Annotated in this window: 21 protein-coding genes and 1 riboswitch; of the genes, 3 read left to right on the top strand and 18 right to left on the bottom strand. The window is 33.7% G+C overall.

Annotated elements, in window-relative coordinates:
* Nucleotides 1-13: 13 nt before the first annotated feature.
* Nucleotides 14-655, top strand: coding sequence for an undecaprenyl diphosphate synthase family protein (locus JRC48_RS12210; RefSeq protein ID WP_235069762.1), 642 nt, complete (start codon nt 14-16; stop codon nt 653-655).
* A gap of 195 nt (nt 656-850) precedes the next feature.
* Here JRC48_RS12210 and dapF read toward each other — a convergent pair whose 3' ends face one another.
* The 8 genes from dapF to lysA all read right to left on the bottom strand — a co-directional run bounded on the left by dapF (nt 851) and on the right by lysA (nt 8,819).
* Complete coding sequence (gene dapF / locus JRC48_RS12205) at nt 851-1,681, bottom strand: diaminopimelate epimerase (protein ID WP_235069761.1); 831 nt, start codon at nt 1,679-1,681, stop codon at nt 851-853.
* A gap of 108 nt (nt 1,682-1,789) precedes the next feature.
* Nucleotides 1,790-2,500 carry a 2,3,4,5-tetrahydropyridine-2,6-dicarboxylate N-acetyltransferase gene (gene dapD / locus JRC48_RS12200; RefSeq protein ID WP_235069760.1) on the bottom strand — a complete coding sequence of 237 codons (711 nt, stop codon included), beginning with the start codon at nt 2,498-2,500 and terminating at the stop codon, nt 1,790-1,792.
* Nucleotides 2,501-2,511: 11 nt separating this feature from the next.
* Nucleotides 2,512-3,273: a 4-hydroxy-tetrahydrodipicolinate reductase gene (gene dapB / locus JRC48_RS12195; RefSeq protein ID WP_235069759.1), complete on the bottom strand. Its 762-nt coding sequence runs from the start codon at nt 3,271-3,273 to the stop codon at nt 2,512-2,514.
* A gap of 16 nt (nt 3,274-3,289) precedes the next feature.
* The gene (gene dapA / locus JRC48_RS12190; protein WP_235069758.1) at nt 3,290-4,159 is read right to left on the bottom strand and encodes a 4-hydroxy-tetrahydrodipicolinate synthase; all 870 of its coding nucleotides are present in this window, start codon (nt 4,157-4,159) and stop codon (nt 3,290-3,292) included.
* 14 nt (nt 4,160-4,173) lie between these two features.
* Nucleotides 4,174-5,154, bottom strand: coding sequence for an aspartate-semialdehyde dehydrogenase (gene asd, locus JRC48_RS12185; protein WP_235069757.1), 981 nt, complete (start codon nt 5,152-5,154; stop codon nt 4,174-4,176).
* Nucleotide 5,155: 1 nt separating this feature from the next.
* A complete protein-coding gene (locus JRC48_RS12180) occupies nt 5,156-6,298 on the bottom strand; it encodes a M20 family metallopeptidase (protein WP_235069756.1) in 1,143 nt (380 codons plus the stop codon).
* Between the two features lie 14 nt (nt 6,299-6,312).
* Entirely contained in the window at nt 6,313-7,509 is a 1,197-nt protein-coding gene (locus JRC48_RS12175; RefSeq protein ID WP_235069755.1) for an aspartate kinase, read from the bottom strand.
* 17 nt (nt 7,510-7,526) lie between these two features.
* Entirely contained in the window at nt 7,527-8,819 is a 1,293-nt protein-coding gene (lysA, locus tag JRC48_RS12170; protein WP_235069754.1) for a diaminopimelate decarboxylase, read from the bottom strand.
* 123 nt (nt 8,820-8,942) lie between these two features.
* Nucleotides 8,943-9,120, bottom strand: a riboswitch (Lysine riboswitch).
* 375 nt (nt 9,121-9,495) lie between these two features.
* On the opposite strand from lysA, the gene JRC48_RS12165 reads away from it, so the two are divergent.
* Entirely contained in the window at nt 9,496-9,669 is a 174-nt protein-coding gene (locus JRC48_RS12165; protein ID WP_235069753.1) for a hypothetical protein, read from the top strand.
* Between the two features lie 90 nt (nt 9,670-9,759).
* Here JRC48_RS12165 and JRC48_RS12160 read toward each other — a convergent pair whose 3' ends face one another.
* Nucleotides 9,760-10,704 carry an L-lactate dehydrogenase gene (locus JRC48_RS12160; RefSeq protein WP_235069752.1) on the bottom strand — a complete coding sequence of 315 codons (945 nt, stop codon included), beginning with the start codon at nt 10,702-10,704 and terminating at the stop codon, nt 9,760-9,762.
* 279 nt (nt 10,705-10,983) lie between these two features.
* Between JRC48_RS12160 and JRC48_RS12155 the strand changes: the two genes are divergently transcribed.
* The gene (locus JRC48_RS12155; protein WP_235069751.1) at nt 10,984-11,493 is read left to right on the top strand and encodes a GNAT family N-acetyltransferase; all 510 of its coding nucleotides are present in this window, start codon (nt 10,984-10,986) and stop codon (nt 11,491-11,493) included.
* A 134-nt stretch (nt 11,494-11,627) separates the two neighbouring features.
* Here the strand turns inward: JRC48_RS12155 and JRC48_RS12150 are convergent, their stop codons facing one another.
* The 9 genes from JRC48_RS12150 to JRC48_RS12110 form a co-directional block, all read right to left on the bottom strand.
* A complete protein-coding gene (locus JRC48_RS12150; protein WP_235069750.1) occupies nt 11,628-12,224 on the bottom strand; it encodes an ATP-binding protein in 597 nt (198 codons plus the stop codon).
* A 138-nt stretch (nt 12,225-12,362) separates the two neighbouring features.
* The gene (locus JRC48_RS12145; protein WP_235069749.1) at nt 12,363-12,875 is read right to left on the bottom strand and encodes a DUF1456 family protein; all 513 of its coding nucleotides are present in this window, start codon (nt 12,873-12,875) and stop codon (nt 12,363-12,365) included.
* 50 nt (nt 12,876-12,925) lie between these two features.
* Complete coding sequence (locus tag JRC48_RS12140) at nt 12,926-13,189, bottom strand: hypothetical protein (protein ID WP_235069748.1); 264 nt, start codon at nt 13,187-13,189, stop codon at nt 12,926-12,928.
* Nucleotides 13,190-13,413: 224 nt separating this feature from the next.
* Nucleotides 13,414-13,845: a relaxase/mobilization nuclease domain-containing protein gene (locus JRC48_RS12135; RefSeq protein WP_235069747.1), complete on the bottom strand. Its 432-nt coding sequence runs from the start codon at nt 13,843-13,845 to the stop codon at nt 13,414-13,416.
* 96 nt (nt 13,846-13,941) lie between these two features.
* Entirely contained in the window at nt 13,942-14,631 is a 690-nt protein-coding gene (locus JRC48_RS12130) for a DNA alkylation repair protein (RefSeq protein WP_235069746.1), read from the bottom strand.
* A gap of 235 nt (nt 14,632-14,866) precedes the next feature.
* On the bottom strand, nt 14,867-15,553 hold the full coding sequence (locus JRC48_RS12125; RefSeq protein WP_235069745.1) for a hypothetical protein: 687 nt from the start codon (nt 15,551-15,553) through the stop codon (nt 14,867-14,869).
* Nucleotides 15,554-16,082: 529 nt separating this feature from the next.
* Nucleotides 16,083-16,304 carry a hypothetical protein gene (locus JRC48_RS12120; RefSeq protein WP_235069744.1) on the bottom strand — a complete coding sequence of 74 codons (222 nt, stop codon included), beginning with the start codon at nt 16,302-16,304 and terminating at the stop codon, nt 16,083-16,085.
* A 287-nt stretch (nt 16,305-16,591) separates the two neighbouring features.
* Nucleotides 16,592-19,834, bottom strand: coding sequence for an FtsX-like permease family protein (locus tag JRC48_RS12115; RefSeq protein ID WP_235069743.1), 3,243 nt, complete (start codon nt 19,832-19,834; stop codon nt 16,592-16,594).
* Between the two features lie 2 nt (nt 19,835-19,836).
* A complete protein-coding gene (locus JRC48_RS12110; RefSeq protein WP_304941338.1) occupies nt 19,837-20,541 on the bottom strand; it encodes an ABC transporter ATP-binding protein in 705 nt (234 codons plus the stop codon).
* Between the last annotated feature and the right edge of the window lie 45 nt (nt 20,542-20,586).

The following is a 20,586-nucleotide window of genomic DNA, read 5'->3' as shown; positions in this document are numbered from 1 at the left end:
AAGGGGTGATTTTATGAAACGTCCTAAGCATATTGGAATTATTCCTGATGGTAATAGACGTTGGGCTGAAAATAATGGTCTTTCGAAGGAAAAAGGATATGATAGTGGTATTAATCCAGGTCTTGTACTATTTAAAATCTGTCAAGAACTAGGTATTGAAGAAATAACTTATTATGGTTTTACTACTGATAATACAAAAAGACCTTCAAATCAAAAAGATGCATTTACTAAAGCTTGTATAGATGCTGTAAAATTACTTTCTCATGAAGATGCTGAATTATTAGTAATTGGTAATACGGAATCTCCTTGTTTTCCCTCTGAATTAATACCATTTACCGAAAGAAAGATTTTCGGAAAAGGTGGAATAAAAGTTAATTTTTTAGTTAATTATGGTTGGGAATGGGATTTAAATCTGTCTAGAAAAACATATGATAAAAGAAATAATTTAGATTTAGTCTTACACTCAAAAGATATTTCAAGAATAGACTTAATTGTTCGTTGGGGAGGAAGAAGAAGATTAAGTGGTTTTTTACCAGTACAATCTGTCTATTCAGATTTTTATATAGTCGATGATTATTGGCCTGATTTTAAAGCCCAGCATATATATGATGCATTAGATTGGTATTCAACACAAGATATTACATTAGGTGGATAAATCTTTAATTTAAGAAGATGATTAAAATGAAGAGAGTAATCGTTATAGAGCGAGGTATAGCTAGATTATCTGTTGCTTCTTATTACATGATGGTTTTAGGGTAGATTTATATGATTAATTAGTCGAAAGAAATTACAAAAAAAGTGTTGCAAATAGCAACACTTTTTTCATTATAGATGATTTTTAGTTACCTTGTTAATCTAAATATTCTCCTTTACAAATAAACGTTGTAGGTCCAGTCATATACATCTCATCCCCTAATAACTCCATGACTAGCTCTCCACCTTTAACCTGAACCACGATTTTTTTCTCACAATCGTAAAGTTTTTGACTTAAAAAGGCACACGCTACCGATCCTGTTCCACAGGCAAGTGTCATTCCAACTCCCTTTTCCCATGTTACCACTTCTAAATGATTGGAATCGATAACCATACAAAAATTCACGTTTGTTTTCATTGGATAAAGTGGATGTTTTTCAATAGCACTTCCCAGACGCACGACTTCAAATTCATCGATTTCTTCAACAAATAAAACGGTATGAATCGTTCCCATAAATAAACTACTAACCGTATAAGGGACTTGATCAATCTCAATCACTTGATTAATAAAAGGTTCACCCGATTCTAATGTCGGAACCGATGAATCAAAATAATTAGGACGTCCCATATTCACACAAACTTGACTTGTTGCTTCTTCATTCTCAATAATTTCGACGTTGAAAATTCCCGCTAATGTTTCAACCGTAAATACTTTTGTATCAACTAATTGATGGTCATACACATATTTAGCAAAACATCGAATACCATTTCCACACATCGTAGCTAAACTTCCATCCGCATTATAAAAAATCATTTGAATAGAAGCGACGGTTGATGGACTGACAACAATCATTCCATCAGCACCAATCCCAAATCGTCGATCACAAACTTTTTGAGCTAATAATGAATACTGTAAGCCCTCTAACTCACTCATCTCAAAAATAATAAAATCATTCCCCGTTCCCTCGTACTTCTCAAATCTTAACATCTAATTCCCCCTTAATTGAAAAGGTATATCATTTAGATATACCTTTTTGCTGTATAAAAAAACTCATCATTTTACATTTAAGATTGCTCATAAAAATGATTCTTCAATCTATCTTAAATCTTTTAAAATTTGTGTTTTACCTGCTGTTTGCTCATCTTTATCTTTAATCACACGTGCTGGCATTCCTGCAACCACTGTGTTTGGAGCTACATCTTCAGTTACCACAGCTCCCGCTGCTACGACAGCCCCATGTCCAACACGAACGCCTTCTAAGATAACGGCATTTGCACCAATCATAACTCCATCTTCAATAATAACAGGTGTTTTACTTGGCGGCTCTAAGACACCAGCAATAACAGCTCCTGCCCCAACATGAACATTTTTACCGATTGTTCCACGAGCTCCAACGACTGCATTCATATCAATCATTGTATTTTCACCAATTTCAGCGCCGATATTAATAACAGCGCCCATCATAATAACCGCATTTTCTCCAATATGTACTTTGTCTCGGATGATAGCTCCTGGTTCAATACGAGCGTTAATATGTTTTAAATCTAACATCGGAATCGCTGAATTACGACGATCATTTTCTACTTCATAATAGTCAATACGTGATTCGTTTTCTAAGAGTACTGCTTCAATGTCTTGGTACTGTCCAAAAACAATGACAGAATCTCCTGATCCAAATACTCGACAATTTAAAAATTCAATTCCCTCTAAATCCCCTTTAATGTACACCTTAACTGGTGTACTTTTTTTAGCTTCTTTAATGTAACGCGCAATCTCATATGGATCCGTTAACTTTACTTCACTCATTCTCTTTCCCCCTAATTCACATGCATTAAATCTTGCATGTTATAAAGTTTTGCTTGTTTATGTGAAATAAACGCCGCAGCTTTAATCGCTTGCTGTGCAAAAATCTTTTTAGATAAAGCCGTATGTTTAATCTCAATCATTTCATCTGGACCGGCAAAAATAACGGTATGTTCTCCTGGAATGGTTCCTCCTCGAACCGAATGAATTCCAATTTCTTTTTCATTTCGCTTCGTCTGATTACCTTGACGTCCATAATTATAATTCATCGATTCATTCAATTCTTCATTAATTGAACTTGCAATCATAAACGCTGTCCCGCTTGGTGCATCCACTTTTTTATTGTGATGTTTTTCGATCACCTCAATATCAAAGCTATCATTTAACAAACGAGTCGCCGTCTTTACTAAGTCAATTAAGACGTTTACGCCAAGTGATGTATTGTTTGAGCGAAAGATAGGAATTTTTTTTGAGGCTTCTTTGATTTTTTCTTCCTGTTCTTCACTTAAACCTGTTGTTGCAATTACTGCTGCTACTTCATGACTCACGCAATAAGCTAATAGAGGTTCAATATTTTCTGGTTTTGAAAAATCAATCACAACGTCACATCCCATTTCAATCTCACTTGCACTTTGATAAACAGGATAATCGTTGTCATATCGTTTAGGATCAATATCAATTCCAAAAACCACTTGAACATCATTCTCTTCTGCTAAAAGATCATGAATAATGCGTCCCATTGTGCCATTACATCCACTTAGACCTACACTTAACATATGCTTTCACCTCTTGCTATAGTCCGTAATTCGTTAATTCTTTTTTTAAAACGACTAAATTTGTTGCTGCCATTTCTGTGAGTGGAAGGCGGAAGCTACCAACCTCCATTCCTAAGACATTCATCGCTGTTTTAATCGGAATGGGATTAACTTCAATAAATAAAGCATGAACTAAACCATTCACGCCAAGTTGTAACTGGCGAGATTTTTTGACATCACCTTCTAAATAGCTACTTACTAAATCATGTGTAACCTGAGGTAAAATATTCGCTAAAACCGAAATAACCCCTTGCCCACCTAATGATAAAACAGGAACAATCATATCATCATTTCCACTGTAAACTAAAAAGTCCTCTCCACATAGGCGGATCATTTCAGCGACTTGAGAGATATCACCACTCGCTTCTTTAATCCCAACAATATTTTTAATTTGAGCTAACTTTTGAACAAGTGGTGGTGTTAAATTAACACCTGTTCGCCCTGGAACGTTATATAAAATAATCGGAAGTTGAACACTGTTAGCAATCATTTCATAGTGCTTTAGTAGTCCTAAATCAGTTGCCTTGTTATAGTATGGCGTGACGACTAACAAACCATCCACACCTACTGATTCGCAATACTGACTAAGTTCGACAGCATGTGCGGTATTATTACTTCCACTGCCAGCAATCACCGGAATTCGACCATTCACAACGTCCACCGTAAACTTAATCACTGCTTTTCGCTCTTTATCTGTTAGTGTTGAAGCTTCTCCTGTCGTTCCACAGATGATGATCGCATCTGTCTGATTAGCAACGTGCCACTCTAACAATTCTTTTAGCTTCTCGTAATGGACCTCTCCATCTTTAAATGGAGTCACAAGAGCAACCCCTGATCCTGTAAACATCATCTCACCACTTTCTACAGATAAGTTAATAATCGTTCGGCAATTTGAACGGTATTCGTTGCTGCACCTTTTCTTATGTTATCGGCAACTACCCATAAACTTAAACCATTCTCGACACTAAAATCCCGTCTAATTCGTCCCACATGCACCTCATCTTGTCCTTCAACATCAAGTGGTGTTGGATAATCTAATGGATTTTCTTTACCATGTAACACTAATCCATCCACACTTTGTAACAGTGTATAAACTTGATCTAACGTAAAGTCACGCTCAAATTGTAAATTCATTGAAACACAGTGCCCATACTTAACAGGCACTCGAACAGTTGTTGATGTTACTTGAATGCTTTGATCCCCTAAAATCTTCTTCGTTTCTTCTATCATTTTGATCTCTTCTTTCGTATAACCGTTCTCTAAAAAGATATCAATATGTGGTAGACAATTTCCTGAAATTTGATGTGGATAAAAGTCTGAAGTCCCCTCTTCCAAATCTTTTAGTCCTTTAACTCCTGAACCCGATACGGCTTGATACGTTGAATAAATAATTCGTTTAATTTTAAATGCTTCATGTAAAACTTTTAAAGGAACAACAGATTGAATCGTTGAACAGTTAGGATTAGCAATAATATAATGATTTTCATTTAAATCACTTGCATTAACTTCTGGAACAATGAGTGGAATGTCACGTTCCATTCGCCAAGCACTTGAATTATCCACGACACGAATTCCTTTTTGAGCAGCGATGGGTGCAAATTTTTTACTAATAGCACCTCCTGCTGAAAAAAGCGCCAGATCAATTTCTCGATTAAACGATTGCTCTGTTAATTCTTCAACAACATATTCTTTTCCTTTAAATTCAATGACTTTACCCGCAGAGCGACTCGATGCAAAACAGTATAGCTGGTTGATCGGAAAATTTCTTTTTTCTAACACCTTTAAAAAAGTCTGTCCAACTAATCCAGTTGCTCCTACAATGGCAAGATTAATCCCCTTCATCTTAGCACTCCCTTTCATAAACATCTAATAACTGACATACTTCATCATACAGCTTAATGCCATCCATCATCACACGTTCACTGAAATTAAATTTGGCATGATGTAACGGATAGGTATAGCCTAACGCTTCATTTCGTGAACCTAACATAAAAAATAATCCTGGTACTTCTTTTTGATAATATGAAAAATCTTCAGCAATCATCATCGGATCAATTTCAATTAAATGCTCACCTAGTTTTGACTGAGAAATCAGATCAAATAAAGATGGATCATTCATAATACTTGGATACATATCCGTCAATTGAGTGCTTACTTTAACATTAAACATCAGCTCAAGCCCATGATTGATTTCATTCATTCGTTTTTTAATCATTTCATAAACGTCTTCACTGAACGCCCGAATCGTTCCAGTTAACTCTACCTTTTGAGCAATAATATTTCGACGCTCACCACCGTTAATCGTTCCTATCGTTAGGACACCTGCCTCAATTGGATTTAAATTACGACTGATGATACTTTGATAACTATTAATGAGCTGTGCTGCAACAATAAGGGCATCATTTGATTTATGAGGCATTGCCCCATGCCCTCCAACTCCTTCAATCATAAGATCTAATTCACCCGTTTGAGCAGTCATCGCTCCTGGACGTAATCCGAATTTTCCCTCTTCAATCTCTGGATAAATATGCAGTCCAAAAATTGATTTAACGTTAAATCTTTTTAAAATGCCTTCCTTCACAATAACCTCTGCTCCACCTGGACCTTCTTCAGCTGGTTGAAAAATGAAGAGTAGACTTTTTTTCAAGCTTGAAAGAGTTGAAACGTAAGTAGCAAAGCCAAGAAGAATGGACATATGGCCATCATGTCCACAAGCATGCATTTGTCCTTCAATAGTTGAAGCAAAATCTACATTTGTTTCTTCTGTAATACTTAATCCATCCATGTCTGAACGAAAGGCAATACATTCTTCACTTACTCCTTTGCGGTAAGCGAGTATCCCTGTTTTAGCAGTCGAATACACCTCATAACCAAGCTTCTCTAGTTGCTCTTTTAAATAGGAGGACGTTTGAAACTCACAAAAACCAAGCTCAGGAATTTGATGTAAGTATTGTCGATGCGTTTGAACCACTTGTTTAAAATCCATAGGACTTTCCCCCCTTATAAATTCAACTCTTTTGATAAAACCGAAACAGCTGTTTCTTTATATTTAGTCTCAATCATGTAAGAAATACTAATTTCTGATGTTGTGACTTGTTTAACCTTAATGTCATGATTCGCTAAAAGTCTGAATAATCGTCCACTAACTCCACTTTGATTTCTCATTCCAATGCCGACGACTGAAATTTTTGTCATTTCTTGTTCAATACTAACTTCAAACCCTTCATTAAATTCACTCATTATTTTTTCAATAATAAATAAATCATCTTTTGGGGCAGTGAATGATAAGCTAATAACTCCCGATAACGGGGCGGTTTGACTAATCATATCGACATTAACATTTTCTTGCGCTAACTTTTCAAAGATCATCGCGATATGTTCTATTTGATCAGGAATTCGGCTAATCGTCACCATTAAGCTATCGTCACTAATACTCAAACCAGTAATAATATTTTCTTCCATTTTTTCATCATACTCCTTAATATAAGTTCCTTCCACATCATTCATACTTGAGGCAACATAGATCGGAATGTTATATTTATAGGCAATTTCAATGGCTCGTGCTTCCATAACACCAGCCCCTAAGCTTGCCATTTCCATCATTTCTTCATAGCTCACCGTCTGTAACTTTTTGGCTTGTGGATATAACCTTGGATCAACGGAGTAAATCCCATCCACATCGGTATAAATATGACACGGACAATTAAGTTTAGCGGCTAATGCAACAGCTGTGGTGTCTGATCCACCGCGTCCAAGTGTCGTAATGTCTCCTTCATCATTAATACCTTGAAATCCAGCGACAACGACGATTTTTCCCTGTGATAAATAATTCTGAATTTTGTCACTATCAATATCTAAAATTTTATTTTTCGTATGGGGACCATATGTTTTAATTCCCGCTTGAAATCCTGTTAAAGCAATCGCATCATAGCCAAGCTCTTGAAACGCCATCGATAATAAGGCGATTGAAACTTGTTCTCCGGTTGATAAAATTAAATCAAGTTCTCGCCTACTTGGATTTTTTGAAATTTCTTTAGACATCTCTACTAAGTGATCCGTTGTTTTTCCCATCGCTGAAACAACAACGACCATTTCATATCCATTTTCTTTTTCTAAAATGACACGTTTTGCAATTTTTTTAATTTTTTCAAGCGTTCCTACTGACGTTCCCCCGTACTTATGAACTAGCATCCTCATCTGATTCTCACCCCTATTTAAACTTCTAGTGACAGCAACTCTTCTAAACTTTGTCGTTTACAAATCACCTGAGCTTCTCCATTTAAAACTGAAACGATTGCAGCCTTTGGAATTTTATTATAATTAGATGACATGGAATAACCGTATGCTCCAGTTGAGGCAATAATGAGAATGTCCCCAGTTTCAATTCCTTTAATGTCCACATCTGTAATTAAAATATCGCCACTTTCACAGCACTTTCCTGCAATCGTTACTTGCTTTGGTTCACCTGTACGCATTTTAGTGACAATCGAACATTCATAACCTGCTTGATATAAAGATGGGCGAATGTTATCGGTCATTCCCCCATCAACACCCACATACGTACGAACATCTTTTATATCTTTCATCGAACCAACCGTATAAAGGGTACTTCCAGCATTTGCAACAATTGAGCGTCCGGGTTCAATGACAAGAATCGGTACTTCAATTCCTAGTGCCTCACATGATGCTGCTGCCCGTTCAATGATTGCCTCACAAAATTGTTGAATGGTTTTGGGTTGATCTTTTTTCGTGTAATACACGCCCATTCCTCCACCTAAGTCAACTTCTTTAATTTGGATATCATAGCATTCTTGAATCTCTTTAACTAATCTCATCATAATATCGACTTCATCTAAAAAAGGTGTCACATCAAAAATTTGTGATCCGATGTGAGCATGTAAACCAATCAATTCTAAATGCTGATATTGATGAAAATTTGATAAACATTCAGACAAATCACCATTTGTTAAGGTAAAACCAAACTTGGAATCAATTTGCCCCGTTTTGATATAATCATGAGTATGAGCTTCAATTCCGGGTGTAATTCTTAAATAAATCGCTTGCTTCATCTGTTTTTCTTTACAAAATTGTTCTAGTAAATCGAGTTCATAATAGTTATCAACAACAAATCGTCCAACCCCTAAATCAAGTCCCATTTGTATTTCTTCAATCGTTTTATTGTTTCCATGAAACAACACTTTTTCCATAGGAAAATTAACTTTATGAGCCGTATATAACTCTCCACCAGATACAACATCTAAATAAAGTCCTTCATCTTTAATCAAACGACACATATGTAAAGGTAAAAAGGCTTTACCCGCGTATGCAACTCGATTATTGTTTTCTTTAGCTTTAAAATGCTTCATGTATTCTTGACAATTTTTTCGAGCTAATTGTTCATCAAAAACATAAAGTGGCGTTTGATAAGTTTGAGCTAATTCTAAACAGCTCATCCCTCCAATATAAAGTTGATCGTTTTGTACCATCATCGTTCCATGTAGTTTCATTTTATAGTCCTTTCTTTACGGTAGAAAGAAGCCCATTTATATAATAAAAACTCCCTTAACTAGTCATTAAGGGAGCCTCTAAAAGCTATAATAAATCTAACTAAATTTAAAATAGCTTTATTGATTAAATGTAGCTCAACACAAATAACTATTTGTGACAGTGATACATATATTTTATGCATCCCCAGGTCTATAACATTAAAGCATCTGTTATAGCCTTCGGCAATTCTTCCTTTCACCATAAATCATCGTGCTTACCTCCTTATGGTTACTCTTAAGTCTCGCGGCCTCTACCCTAATTCATTTATTATCTTATTATCTATTCTAGCTATTTACCATCATTTGTCAATTGAGTTTTTTGAATTTATTAGCTTAACGTTTATGTGATCTTATCCATATAAGTGGCGGTATTTTTTTATCCAAGAAAAGTTTTTAACTTCATTATTGTCATCTGGGTCTTTTTTTAGCTTGGTATAGAGAGAAAATATTTTATTTAAACTCAAATTAAGGTATGATAAAACTAATCTATATAGAAACAGATAAGTATTTGACATCTAATGTTTATTATCAAAACTAAGGATTACTTGACTTATCAAGACATTCTATGGTCCAGCTAAAAATTTTCTCTAAAGAAAATTTATCTGGACTTATATATTAAATGAAATGAGGTTATGTGATGTTTGAAGAACTTATAATGCAACCACTTTCTAATTTTTACGAAGAAGGTTCATATGATGAAATTCCGTACTGTGCCAACTGTAATCTAGAAGTTGGTCCAGGGGGACGTGTTGATTCACGATTTCCAACGAATGATGATTACAATCGCTGCTATCAGTGTGTTAATAAATAGTAAAAAGTAATTCATCGTGTATCTTACTGAGTCACTTAATAACATGAAAAAGGGATGTTCATTTACATTAAAAATGACATCCCTGATTTTTTAGCGAACAGTATCTAATGTTTCTTTTAAGATCGAAACTGATTTTGTTAACTGTTCTTGTTCTTCTTTTGAAATATTTAAATTGAATACTTCACGAATTCCGTTACGGTTAATAATAGCTGGCATTCCGGTAAAGATATCATGAAGTCCGTATTGCCCATCTAAATAAACAGAAACTGGTAAGACTGAGTTTTCATCATTTAAAATAGCTCTAACGATACGCGTTGTACACATCCCAATACCATAGTAAGTGGCACGTTTACGTTCAATAATATGATAAGCAGCATCACGAACATTAACGTAGATTTCTTCTAAGTCTTCCATTTTATATTCTGGATGATCTTTGATAATATCAAAGATTGGTTTAACACCAACTGTTGTGTGTGACCATAATGGAGTTTCTGTATCTCCATGTTCTCCAACAATATAACCATGGACATTACGAGGGTCAACATCTAAATATTTACCAATTTGGTGACGTAAACGGGCTGTATCAAGTGTTGTCCCTGTCCCAATGACACGATTTTTTGGTAATCCTGATTCTTGCCAAGCAATATAAGTTAAAACGTCAACTGGGTTACTTGCGATTAATAAAATCCCATTGAACCCTGATTTCATGACATTTCCAACGACATCACGCATAATTTTAGCGTTTCGTTCAACTAATGCTAAACGTGTTTCTCCAGGTTGTTGATTAACTCCGGCTGTAATAACAACGATATCAGCTGATTTACAGTCTTCGTAATTCCCAGCCCAAATTTCGATATTTTCAGGTCCAAAAGGAATCCCATGGCTTAAGTCCATAGCCTCTCCTTCTGCTTTTTCATGATTAACATCAATTAAGACTAGCTCTTCAGCTCCACCTTGATTCACCATTGAATAGGCGAAACTCATTCCTACAAATCCTGTACCAATTAACACCACACGGCGTGTTTCAGTTTGCATAATAATACCTCCTTTCAAAATACTTCATTATTATATGTATCTTCCATATTTCTAAAGATAATTTTTATCGATAATTTTTGGTTATTGTTATATAAATTGGTTTTTATAGAGTTAGATTAAACGAGCTTATCTCTTAAAAATAATGCTCATTGTTTTTTTTAATTATTTACATCTATGATAGTAATCCTGATTAAGAAAATGAGTCTGATCGGATATACAAAAATTTTGTGTTCAACTACATTAGTTACTAAGTTTATTCATATGAAAAGGAGAGATAATATGTTACAGTTTAGAGCTGCTAAGTTTGATGACCTTTCGCGTATAATGGAGATTATCAAACAGGCACAATGTTATTTTAAAAAACAAGGAATTGATCAATGGCAAAATGGCTATCCTAATTCAACCGTGATTAAACAAGATATTGAAAAAAAAGAAAGTTATGTTTTAACTAAAAATAAAAAAATTATTGCAGTCGCTGTTATTTCATTTGAAGAAGAGCCGACTTATCATCAAATTTTTAATGGTAAATGGAAAAGTCAACAAAAGTATGCCGTCATGCATCGAGTCGCTGTTGATTCTTCTTTTAAAGGGATGAGCATTGCTTCTGAGTTTATTTTTCATACTGAACGCATGTGTAAAGAAAATGCAATTTCAAGTATTAGAATTGATACTCATGAAGATAATCAATCCATGCAAAAGTTATTAGCTAAAAATCAATTCAGCTATTGTGGCATTATTTATTTATCAGATGGTAGTAAACGTCTCGCATTTGAAAAAGTATTAATCTAATAAACATTTCTCCTAAATTGCTACGAAAGTAATCCATGAATGATGATTTCTAAATCATATTATGAGTCAATTCATTTAAAACATAACTTCATAAATGCATACAAAAAGTGCCGTTAACATTAACGGCACTTTTATTATTGTGCTATGTTTTCTACTGATTGTGGTTGAATGATTTCTTTATCAATCCCAACAATATCCATTATTTTTTGTGAACGTTCACGTGTTGATCCAGTAATCATTTCATACTTAACATTTTCAGCATTTAAGAAGTTTAAAATAGCATCATCTACCATTTGAGCCACTTCTTCATCTTGCCAGCGAACACCATCTTTTTTGTATCCAAATTCGCGTGGAACAAAGAAGATATGATCATATTGAGGTAAATCGCGAATAGCTAAGCTATATAAGTCATTTAAAATTTCAATTTCTTTTTTAGTGCGTTTTTTATCACCAAGCATTAAACGTCCATAAATGTATGGAACGAACGTTGCATAATCAGTAATCGCATAATCATGTCCTTCTAATGCTTTTTCTAAATGTAATTGCCCTAAGTAAATTCCATATTGCTCTGAAATAGATTCAATCATTCCTTTATCACGTAAATAATCTGTACTATATTCAGTCGCAACTCCGACATTAATATCTCGAATTTTTAAATCCACGTATAATTGTTGAATTAACGTTGTTTTACCACATCTTGGTCCACCTAGAATTGCAATTCTTACTGTCATCTTTCACTTCTCCAATATATAGATATTTGTCATCATAACTATCTTTTTAAAGTTAAATTATATCAACAAATATGCGTTTTTTCAACGACAATTTCTGTGTGATTACGACAACATCTGTCATTTAAAACTATAATAATTTTATTTTTGTGCTGTACGATATTGAATCGCTAATCCCTTTAAAAAGTTGCGTAAATAACGATCGCCACATTCTTTATAGTTTTTATGTCCTTCTTTACGTAATACGGCACTTAATTCACTTTTTGAAATTTTAACACCTGCTAATCCTAAAATATCAAGAACTTCTTCTGCTGTTAAAGCTAAAGCAATTTTTAATTTCTTTAAAACAATATTATTGACATTATTACGACGAATACTCACTGGATTCTCAGGTTGATTCGGTTTCTTTTCTTGTGGACCACGTTTGAAAATAATTAATCCGTTTAAGAAACTGTCTAACATCTTATTGTTACAAGGTAAAGTTTCTGTGTTTGTTTTATCTTGGAATCCAAACTCTTCTTTAACTTTAGTTAACATTTTTTTGACTTCTTCTTCTGTAACCTCAACTCCACCTAGTTTAAAGATTTTGACCATTTGTCCATCTTTTAAATTAAGTGCATATCGTATACGAATTAGAATATCGTTATTATTCATTCATAAACCTCCATTACTTTATTACCTTTTTATCTTTTAACCCTACCTAACTATAATGACTTTGGTGTGACTAATTCTAAATGATAAAAATCTTCATATCCATAATCACCGACATGATTTAAGTAGACACGAATAATTGCACGAATATTTGTTCCACAACTACGAAGTTCGTCCTCTAATTCATCACTTTGATGATAATCAATTAATCGCTCAACGACTTCAGAAATTGTTGAACGATCGAGTTCTAAAAGTTCGACATTTGATTCAATGTAGCTACCTTCTCTTAAAAACATCACTAAATAATGTTGATCCATCTTCTAACCTCCTGATGTTATCTTTTCTTTATTATATCATAAGTTTCATTGGTTTAATCAGCCGAATCAGTTGTATCAACTCTCTCTGCTCTTGGTTAAGCACTCATTTTATTTTTCTCAAATTAAACCGTCTAATAAATCTGAAAAACGTGATCAAAAGCACACGTCATTTCAAAAGATAAATAGGCTTCAAACTAAATAAAAAGCTTCCTAATGGTGGAAGCTTATCTATATTGAATGGTTGATAAACCATACTTTTCACAACAATCATTTGTCAACTGAATAATTAGTTGACGGAGCTTGTCTTCATATCGTTGACTATACGCTTCATCCTCATTCATCGAAGTCGATACAAAAATAATATGATTATGTAAAACTTTTGAATGAGTATGCGTTGCAACCACATAATCAGAATAATCTTTTAAAAATCGAGTCGCAACCTCCATTCCAATTTGATAGGCAATTTCTGGTTTTACATATTCGTCCACAGGAAATCGTTGAACAATATGATACGCCGAATCTAGTTTATGAATGGATTCACTCGTTGTTGTAAATTTATAAATCAGTTCATGATCCCCAGCCTTTTTCTCATCCATAATGGCTTCAATCTTTTTATGACAATTTTTCGTAATTTTATAAACTTTAATGAAAGCCACGTCTTCACTTCCTTTATTATCTTGATGCTTTAAGTAGCTACTATAATACTCTCAAATTCATAGCTCTGCAAATATATTACAATAACTATGCTTTTTTTAACAATGATCGACACGTTTCATTTGTTTCATCATTTCTTTAGTTGATACATCACTTTTTAACGATTCGCTAATTTTTTGTAGTGCTTTGTGATAAGTAAATGTATCTAGTTTAGTTTCTTTCAAATAAGCGAGTGTTAAGTTTGGATATTTAACATAACAAGCCGAGATAGCCCATGCAATCGCCATTCGAACATAATACCCTGAATGTGAAAGATGCTCTAGGTGATTTAACACGTCATTAACATATCGATTATCAACGTAATAAGTTAGCATCATGACAATTCCAAATCGGACTTCAAACTCATCTTCTGATGAAAGAGAGGAGCAGATCAGCGGCCAAAATTTTTCTTGATGATGTTTGGTTATTTTAAGACCCGCACAAAAACTATCACAAACTGACCAGTTATCCATCTTAGGAATAAAGGTTTCAATTAGTTTTATTATTTCGTTGACGGATGCATCTTTAATATAGCCAATCACCATTCCTTTTAACATGATTTCCTCAAAGTAAACCTCATCGTTTTGTTTTAAAAATTCACGCCAATTTTCTTTAGCAATCTCCTTAGCCACCTTACGTAAAAGGGGTAAACGAACGCCTAAAATATTTTTATGGCCCGGTATTAATCGCTCAGTAAATGCTTGATAACCTGGATCTGCTAATTCTAGTAATTGTGCTTTAATATTCATCTTCTACTCCTTTTAAAACGAATCAATATTTTTTGATTTGACTTCCCGCTTCTTCTCAATCATTAAGACATCTTATTACTCATGAAAAAGCTTATCTTGTCCATTTATAGCCTATTTTCTCTAATCATATCATGAGTTATTCTAAGATAACAGTCATAATGTCCACTTGTTTAATAGACACAGTAATAAAGGTGGTAGCTACAAAAAAAGTAGAGATTTAATCTCTACTTCTTTACTATGAATTGGCATATTTAACAAGCGCTTGGCTTCGAATAAGTGGTGCTTCTTCTGTTACTTGGATCACTGATTGAATCAGTCCTAATACATCCGAATTGTTAGCTCCTATAATTCGTTGCTGTGTTTGTAAACTATAAAAATTATCATATGGCTGCATGATTGGATAGATTGTATTGATAGCTGTAACTGTCGGTTGACCCATGTCCTGTCGCACTCCTCCATAAGATGAGTAAGGATTAAATCCCCCTCTACTTTCTAACATAAAGGTTTGACCACTAGCCGGACAAGTAATTCCTAAAGTACCATTCATATTAATATAACCCGATTGATAAACTAGCTTTCTTAAAAGATCTTCCTCGTCTAGTATCAGCTTTAATTTATTATTTTCTAAGCAATACAAACGTAAAATCGCGTAATCTCCGCTACCTCCTGTTCGACCTGTAATCAATATTTGACTATAGTTTTTGTTTAGAAAATCTCCTAAAAACAAATGAATACCATATCCCTGTAAATCTAGTTCAAATCTTAACTTCGTATCATCCATATAATGAATTAATAGCTCTAACTGCTGTGTATAAGATTGGTTAGGTCCATACGGTGTGCCAAATAGTATGATTTTTTCACAGTTATAGTCGCCATCGACATCGCCATATTGAATACTAATTGCGTTTTGATCAACATTCATGATTTCTACTCCTCCTCTCATATCGTTAAATTATATGAGAATTGTTCTAAAAACATGTTATTTTGTTGAAGAATGTACAACTTACTGTTCAATCCAAATGATATTATTTTAACTTGAAACCATCATATAAATTATTTTTAAACTAACAAAAAAGAAAGCCATTTTAGCTTTCCTTTCAATTTACAATGAATGAACTAAAAAAGTTATTTATTGTAGCCCTGATCTACAATAAATAACTTTTGACTTAAATAAAAAATAAACAAAATAGCATCATAACGAGCCACTTAACATTGGACATAAACTTCCCAATAGAGAATTTAATATAATAGATCATGTTTAGTTGTGTACATCGGGTAATATACATGTTATCACTTAAAAAATATTCTATTATAAACATAAATCCTCTCTAAATCAAGTATATCGAATTATGTCGAAAGTTTCGAGTGTGCAAATGCACACATCTAAGACTTATTACCTATTTTACATATATGAAGCGTTATCCTTTTAAATTTACATTCGTTAAAACTTCCTAGTATTTTTCTTTTATTTTATATGGATACCTATCAAGTAATTGGGGATATTTCATTTGAATCATTGATTGAGTTATTGCTTTAACTTGGGTAGTTGGAATCGATTGCATCATCGCCATATTCACGATAGACTCCGGTCTAGACTTCAACACAGTTATAATAGCAAAAAAAATCGTTGTCATTTTTTCCACATCAATTTCAATGACTTCATGATTCTTCATTACCAAATAACATATTTTCATACTCCTCCCCCTGACTATAGTCTGTCTTTTACGACACAACGATCAAACAGTTAGTGTGTAATGATAAATATAGATGTTTTTGCTTATATAAGGTATTTACATTAAAATTCTTGTTTTACTGCCATCGCTTTATATAAACATTTTATGTTCAAGTTATACAATTATACGTATAAATCTACAACAAACTAGATTGAATGCGTTTTTTCCATCAACGATGACATAAAAAGAGAGCCTATGATCAACATAAGCTCTCTTTCATTTTATAATTAATCAACTGATTTTAATGACTCTACCATTTGAACATTTTTTAGTTTATAGTACATCGCTAAGTTAACAAAGGCTGCAAAGATAAACGTTAATCCCGCTGAATAAATGTAGCTTAATCCACGAATTTCACGTCCAAACATCATCATATCCATTTCAACCGTTGTCATTACAAATTGATGAAAAATTGTTCCTAAAACTAATCCAACCAGTGTTCCAATGATCGTAAGAATAATATTCTCACGATAAATATAGGCCGATACTTCGAAATCATAAAATCCTAATACTTTAATGGTTGCTATTTCACGCATACGTTCTGAGATATTAACATTCGTTAAATTGTAAAGAACGACAAATGCAAGTGCTCCTGCCGAAACAATAAGTAAAATAATGACGTAGTTTAAATTCTTAATCATATCATCAAAGCTATCTTGTAGCGTAGATACCCAACTTACCCCACTCACTTGATCTAACGCCATTAATTCACTTGAAGTTTGTGACTGAAGATCTTTATCTTGTTGATTTGAGATAGCGACTAATTGATTAAAACTAATCGTATCATTAAATAATTTTTCATAAGCAGTTTTAGATAAATAGATGTAATGATTAATATAGTTTTCAGTAATCCCTGAAATTGAAACATCTACCTTTTTCCCATCTGCATTTTCTAATATTACTGTATCTCCAACTTTAACACCTAGTTGATTTGCTACTTTTTCAGTTAAGATTGCACCTTCATCCGTTAAGTCAAATGACTCATCCGTTTTACGATTTTGAAAGTGAATAAACGAATTTAAATCCTCTAACTGATCAGGAATGAAAATAATAATATCTTTGTCTTGATCATCAGTGTATAACTTTCCATTTTGACTAGTTGTTAATAATGTTCCCGCAAATCGATCATCTTGATTAAGCCATTCAATCAAATCATTTCGTTCATTTTCTGTACTTTCACGATCAAATGATAACGTCATATCGTATAAGAATAATGATCCAAACTGTTTTTCAACAATAGTACGAATAGAATCTTTTAACCCAAATCCAGTTAATAATAAAGCTGTACACCCAGCGATTCCAAAAACCGTCATGAAGAAACGTTTTTTATAACGGAAAATATTACGCACCGTTACTTTTCCAATGAAACTTAAGTTATTCCATACAAAAGGAATTCGTTCTAATAAAATTCGCTTTCCTTCTTTTGGAGCTTTAGGTCTCATTAAAATAGAAGGTGTTTCAACTAACTCTGAATTCACAGCAAAGTAAGCTGATAAAGTTGTCACCCCAACTGCAATTCCTAAAGCGGTTAAAATAAGTGGCCAACTAACAACAATCATCTTATTTGGCAAGACATACATCATCGAATAAGCTTCCATCACGATATTTGGAAAAACAACATTTCCAACGGCAGCTCCAATCACACTTCCTGTTAAACTCGCTACTCCTGCATAAATTAAAAACTTTGAAGCAATGTTCCATTTATTATAACCCAGTGCTTTTAGCGTTCCGATATTCATTCGTTGTTCATCCACCATTCGTGTCATGGTTGTTAAACAAACAAGTGCAGCAACCATAAAGAAAAACACAGGGAATAGTTGTGAAACCGCATCAATACTATCTGCTGCTCCTTTGTAATCTACAAATGAATAATGTTTATTACGATCAAGCACATACCACTCTGGCTCTTCTAACTCTTCAAGTTGTTTTTTCGCTGTTTCTAGCTCTTTCTCAGCTTCTTCAAATCCTTCTTCAGCTTCTTTTTTAGCTTTCTCATATTCTTTTTGTCCAGCTTCTAGCTCAGTTTCTCCTTGAGCTAACGTTGTTTCAGCTGCTTCAAATTGTTGATGAGCACTTGCTATCTCACGTTCTAAATTAGCTTTTTGTTGATTAAGTTCTTGGCGAGAATTTTCTAATGTTGTTTTAGTCTCTAATAACTGTTGTTCACCTTGAATTAAATCCTGTTCATTTTTTTCTAACTCTGATTTAGCAGCTGTTAAGGTCATCATTCCAGTCTCATACTGTTCTTTAAGAACCGTTAGTTGTGCTATAACAGTCGTTTTTTGTTCTTCAGTGAGCAATGGGTTATTTAAACTGTCTTCAAATTGAGTAATCGTTAATTTTAGTTCATTTAATTGATCTTCACTTTGATTCAGTTCTTCTTTTGCTGCATTAATCTTTTCCCAAGCACTATCTTTATTTGAGTAAAATTCATTATATGCCTGATTAAATTCGGCTTCTCCTTGAGTTAATTTTGCTTCACCATCTGCTATTTGTTTTTTTACCTGTGCAATAGTTGATTCAAACTGTGTTTTCTTAGAAGCTAACTCTGATTTACCTGATTCAATCGTTTCTTTAGCCTCTTCGAGTTCATCAGACGCCTTTTGTAACTCAGCTAATGCCTCTGCTTTTTTATCTTCGTATTCTTGACGACCTTTATCTAATTCTTTTGTCGCTTCGTCCATAATCTCATCATAACGTTGTTTCGTTTGCGTATCAGCGAGTGTTTCAATTGAAGAAATCAATGGTTGCATCGCTTCTTCATAAGCTTTACTAAAAGTATCTAAATCCGATACTCCACTTGCTGTTACAAATACCTCAGTATAAATATCTGATTTAAAGTCACTTTGTGGAATCATGATAAAACTTGCTATTTCACCATTTCCAATCGTTGTCGTTCCTTTATCAAAAGATAGATAATACGGCGTTTCTACAATCCCAACAATGGTGTATTCAATTGTTTCTAACGTGTCACTTAATTCTTGGTCTGTCCCAGACTCTAATGTGATTTTAGAACCAATCTCCATTGTTTCAACGTAATTTCCTTTTTCAATCACTGCTTCTCCTGATTTTTCAGGTAATCGTCCCTCAATTACACGCACTTGATTAATATAATCTGAGTTATCTGAATTTAAGTTTTCAGGTAAGGCGTGTACCTTCAGTACAAGTTCTCGATTATTATAATTAGTTATCACATCTTGAGAAAAAGTTGCAAAAACACCGTTAATCCCTGGTAATTGCTCGATTGCCTCAACATCAGAGTCAGTAAATCCAAGTGTTGAAAGTAGACGTAAATCCATCATATTATAATCGTCATAATATTGATCGACTGTTCGTTTCATCGATAAAGGAGAAGACTTAATCCCAACAAAAAAAGCAACTCCTAGGGCACAGATCACCAAAATAGAAATGAATCGGCCTAATGACTTTTTAATATCGCGAATTGTATCCTTTGTTAAGCTTTTACTCATATCTACCACTCAATCCTTTCGACTGGTGTTGGATTTTCATTAATTTCAATACTTGAAACTTTTCCATTACGGACATGAATAACTTTATCTCCCATTGGAGCAATAGCTAAGTTATGAGTAATCATAACAACTGTCATTCCCATCTGACGGCACATATCTTGTAATAATTTTAAAATAGCCTTTCCAGTATTGTAGTCTAAAGCCCCCGTTGGTTCATCACATAATAATAATTTAGGGTTTTTGGCTAATGCACGCGCAATCGCTACACGTTGTTGCTCTCCTCCTGACATTTGGGCAGGAAAGTTATTTTTACGATGAGAAAGACCAACTGCTTCTAATACTTCATGAACATCTAAAGGATTTTTGCAGATTTGTGTCGCTAATTCAACATTCTCTAAAGCCGTTAAATTTTGAACTAAGTTATAGAACTGAAAAACAAATCCGATATCATAACGACGATAAGTGATCAGTTCTTTATTATTATATTTACTAATCTCATTTCCTCCGACTTTAATACTTCCGCTACTAGCTGTATCCATTCCACCTAATATATTTAAAACGGTACTTTTCCCAGCACCACTCGCTCCAGCTACAATGACAAATTCTCCTTTATCAATCGAAAAATTGACACCACTTAACGCTTCAATCTCTACTTCTCCCATTTTATAGACTTTTTTAACATTTTCAAAAGTAATATAATCCTTCAAATTCACCCACTCCTCTTAGTTGATTAACTTTTATCAATAACTCTA

Origin of the sequence: Turicibacter sp. TJ11, assembly GCF_021497505.1 — a bacterium.
Classification (GTDB): Bacteria; Bacillota_I; Bacilli_A; order MOL361; family Turicibacteraceae; genus Turicibacter.
Note: the sequence above shows the minus strand (reverse complement) of the source record. Positions and strands in the feature narration are given on the sequence as shown.

Bases quoted from the DNA above. Each gene is read 5' to 3' on its own strand.
- JRC48_RS12145 (WP_235069749.1), bottom strand. From the start codon at position 12,875: ATGAATAATAACGATATTCTAATTCGTATACGATATGCACTTAATTTA.
- asd (WP_235069757.1), bottom strand. From the start codon at position 5,154: ATGAAGGGGATTAATCTTGCCATTGTAGGAGCAACTGGATTAGTTGGA.
- JRC48_RS12125 (WP_235069745.1), bottom strand. From the start codon at position 15,553: ATGAATGTTGATCAAAACGCAATTAGTATTCAATATGGCGATGTCGAT.
- dapA (WP_235069758.1), bottom strand. From the start codon at position 4,159: ATGTTTACAGGATCAGGGGTTGCTCTTGTGACTCCATTTAAAGATGGA.
- JRC48_RS12160 (WP_235069752.1), bottom strand. From the start codon at position 10,704: ATGCAAACTGAAACACGCCGTGTGGTGTTAATTGGTACAGGATTTGTA.
- dapB (WP_235069759.1), bottom strand. From the start codon at position 3,273: ATGTTAAGTGTAGGTCTAAGTGGATGTAATGGCACAATGGGACGCATT.
- JRC48_RS12140 (WP_235069748.1), bottom strand. From the start codon at position 13,189: ATGGATCAACATTATTTAGTGATGTTTTTAAGAGAAGGTAGCTACATT.
- JRC48_RS12115 (WP_235069743.1), bottom strand. From the start codon at position 19,834: ATGAGTAAAAGCTTAACAAAGGATACAATTCGCGATATTAAAAAGTCA.
- JRC48_RS12175 (WP_235069755.1), bottom strand. From the start codon at position 7,509: ATGAGGATGCTAGTTCATAAGTACGGGGGAACGTCAGTAGGAACGCTT.
- JRC48_RS12180 (WP_235069756.1), bottom strand. From the start codon at position 6,298: ATGGATTTTAAACAAGTGGTTCAAACGCATCGACAATACTTACATCAA.
- JRC48_RS12130 (WP_235069746.1), bottom strand. From the start codon at position 14,631: ATGAATATTAAAGCACAATTACTAGAATTAGCAGATCCAGGTTATCAA.
- JRC48_RS12210 (WP_235069762.1), top strand. From the start codon at position 14: ATGAAACGTCCTAAGCATATTGGAATTATTCCTGATGGTAATAGACGT.
- lysA (WP_235069754.1), bottom strand. From the start codon at position 8,819: ATGAAACTACATGGAACGATGATGGTACAAAACGATCAACTTTATATT.
- dapD (WP_235069760.1), bottom strand. From the start codon at position 2,500: ATGAGTGAAGTAAAGTTAACGGATCCATATGAGATTGCGCGTTACATT.
- dapF (WP_235069761.1), bottom strand. From the start codon at position 1,681: ATGTTAAGATTTGAGAAGTACGAGGGAACGGGGAATGATTTTATTATT.
- JRC48_RS12155 (WP_235069751.1), top strand. From the start codon at position 10,984: ATGTTACAGTTTAGAGCTGCTAAGTTTGATGACCTTTCGCGTATAATG.
- JRC48_RS12150 (WP_235069750.1), bottom strand. From the start codon at position 12,224: ATGACAGTAAGAATTGCAATTCTAGGTGGACCAAGATGTGGTAAAACA.
- JRC48_RS12120 (WP_235069744.1), bottom strand. From the start codon at position 16,304: ATGAAGAATCATGAAGTCATTGAAATTGATGTGGAAAAAATGACAACG.
- JRC48_RS12165 (WP_235069753.1), top strand. From the start codon at position 9,496: ATGTTTGAAGAACTTATAATGCAACCACTTTCTAATTTTTACGAAGAA.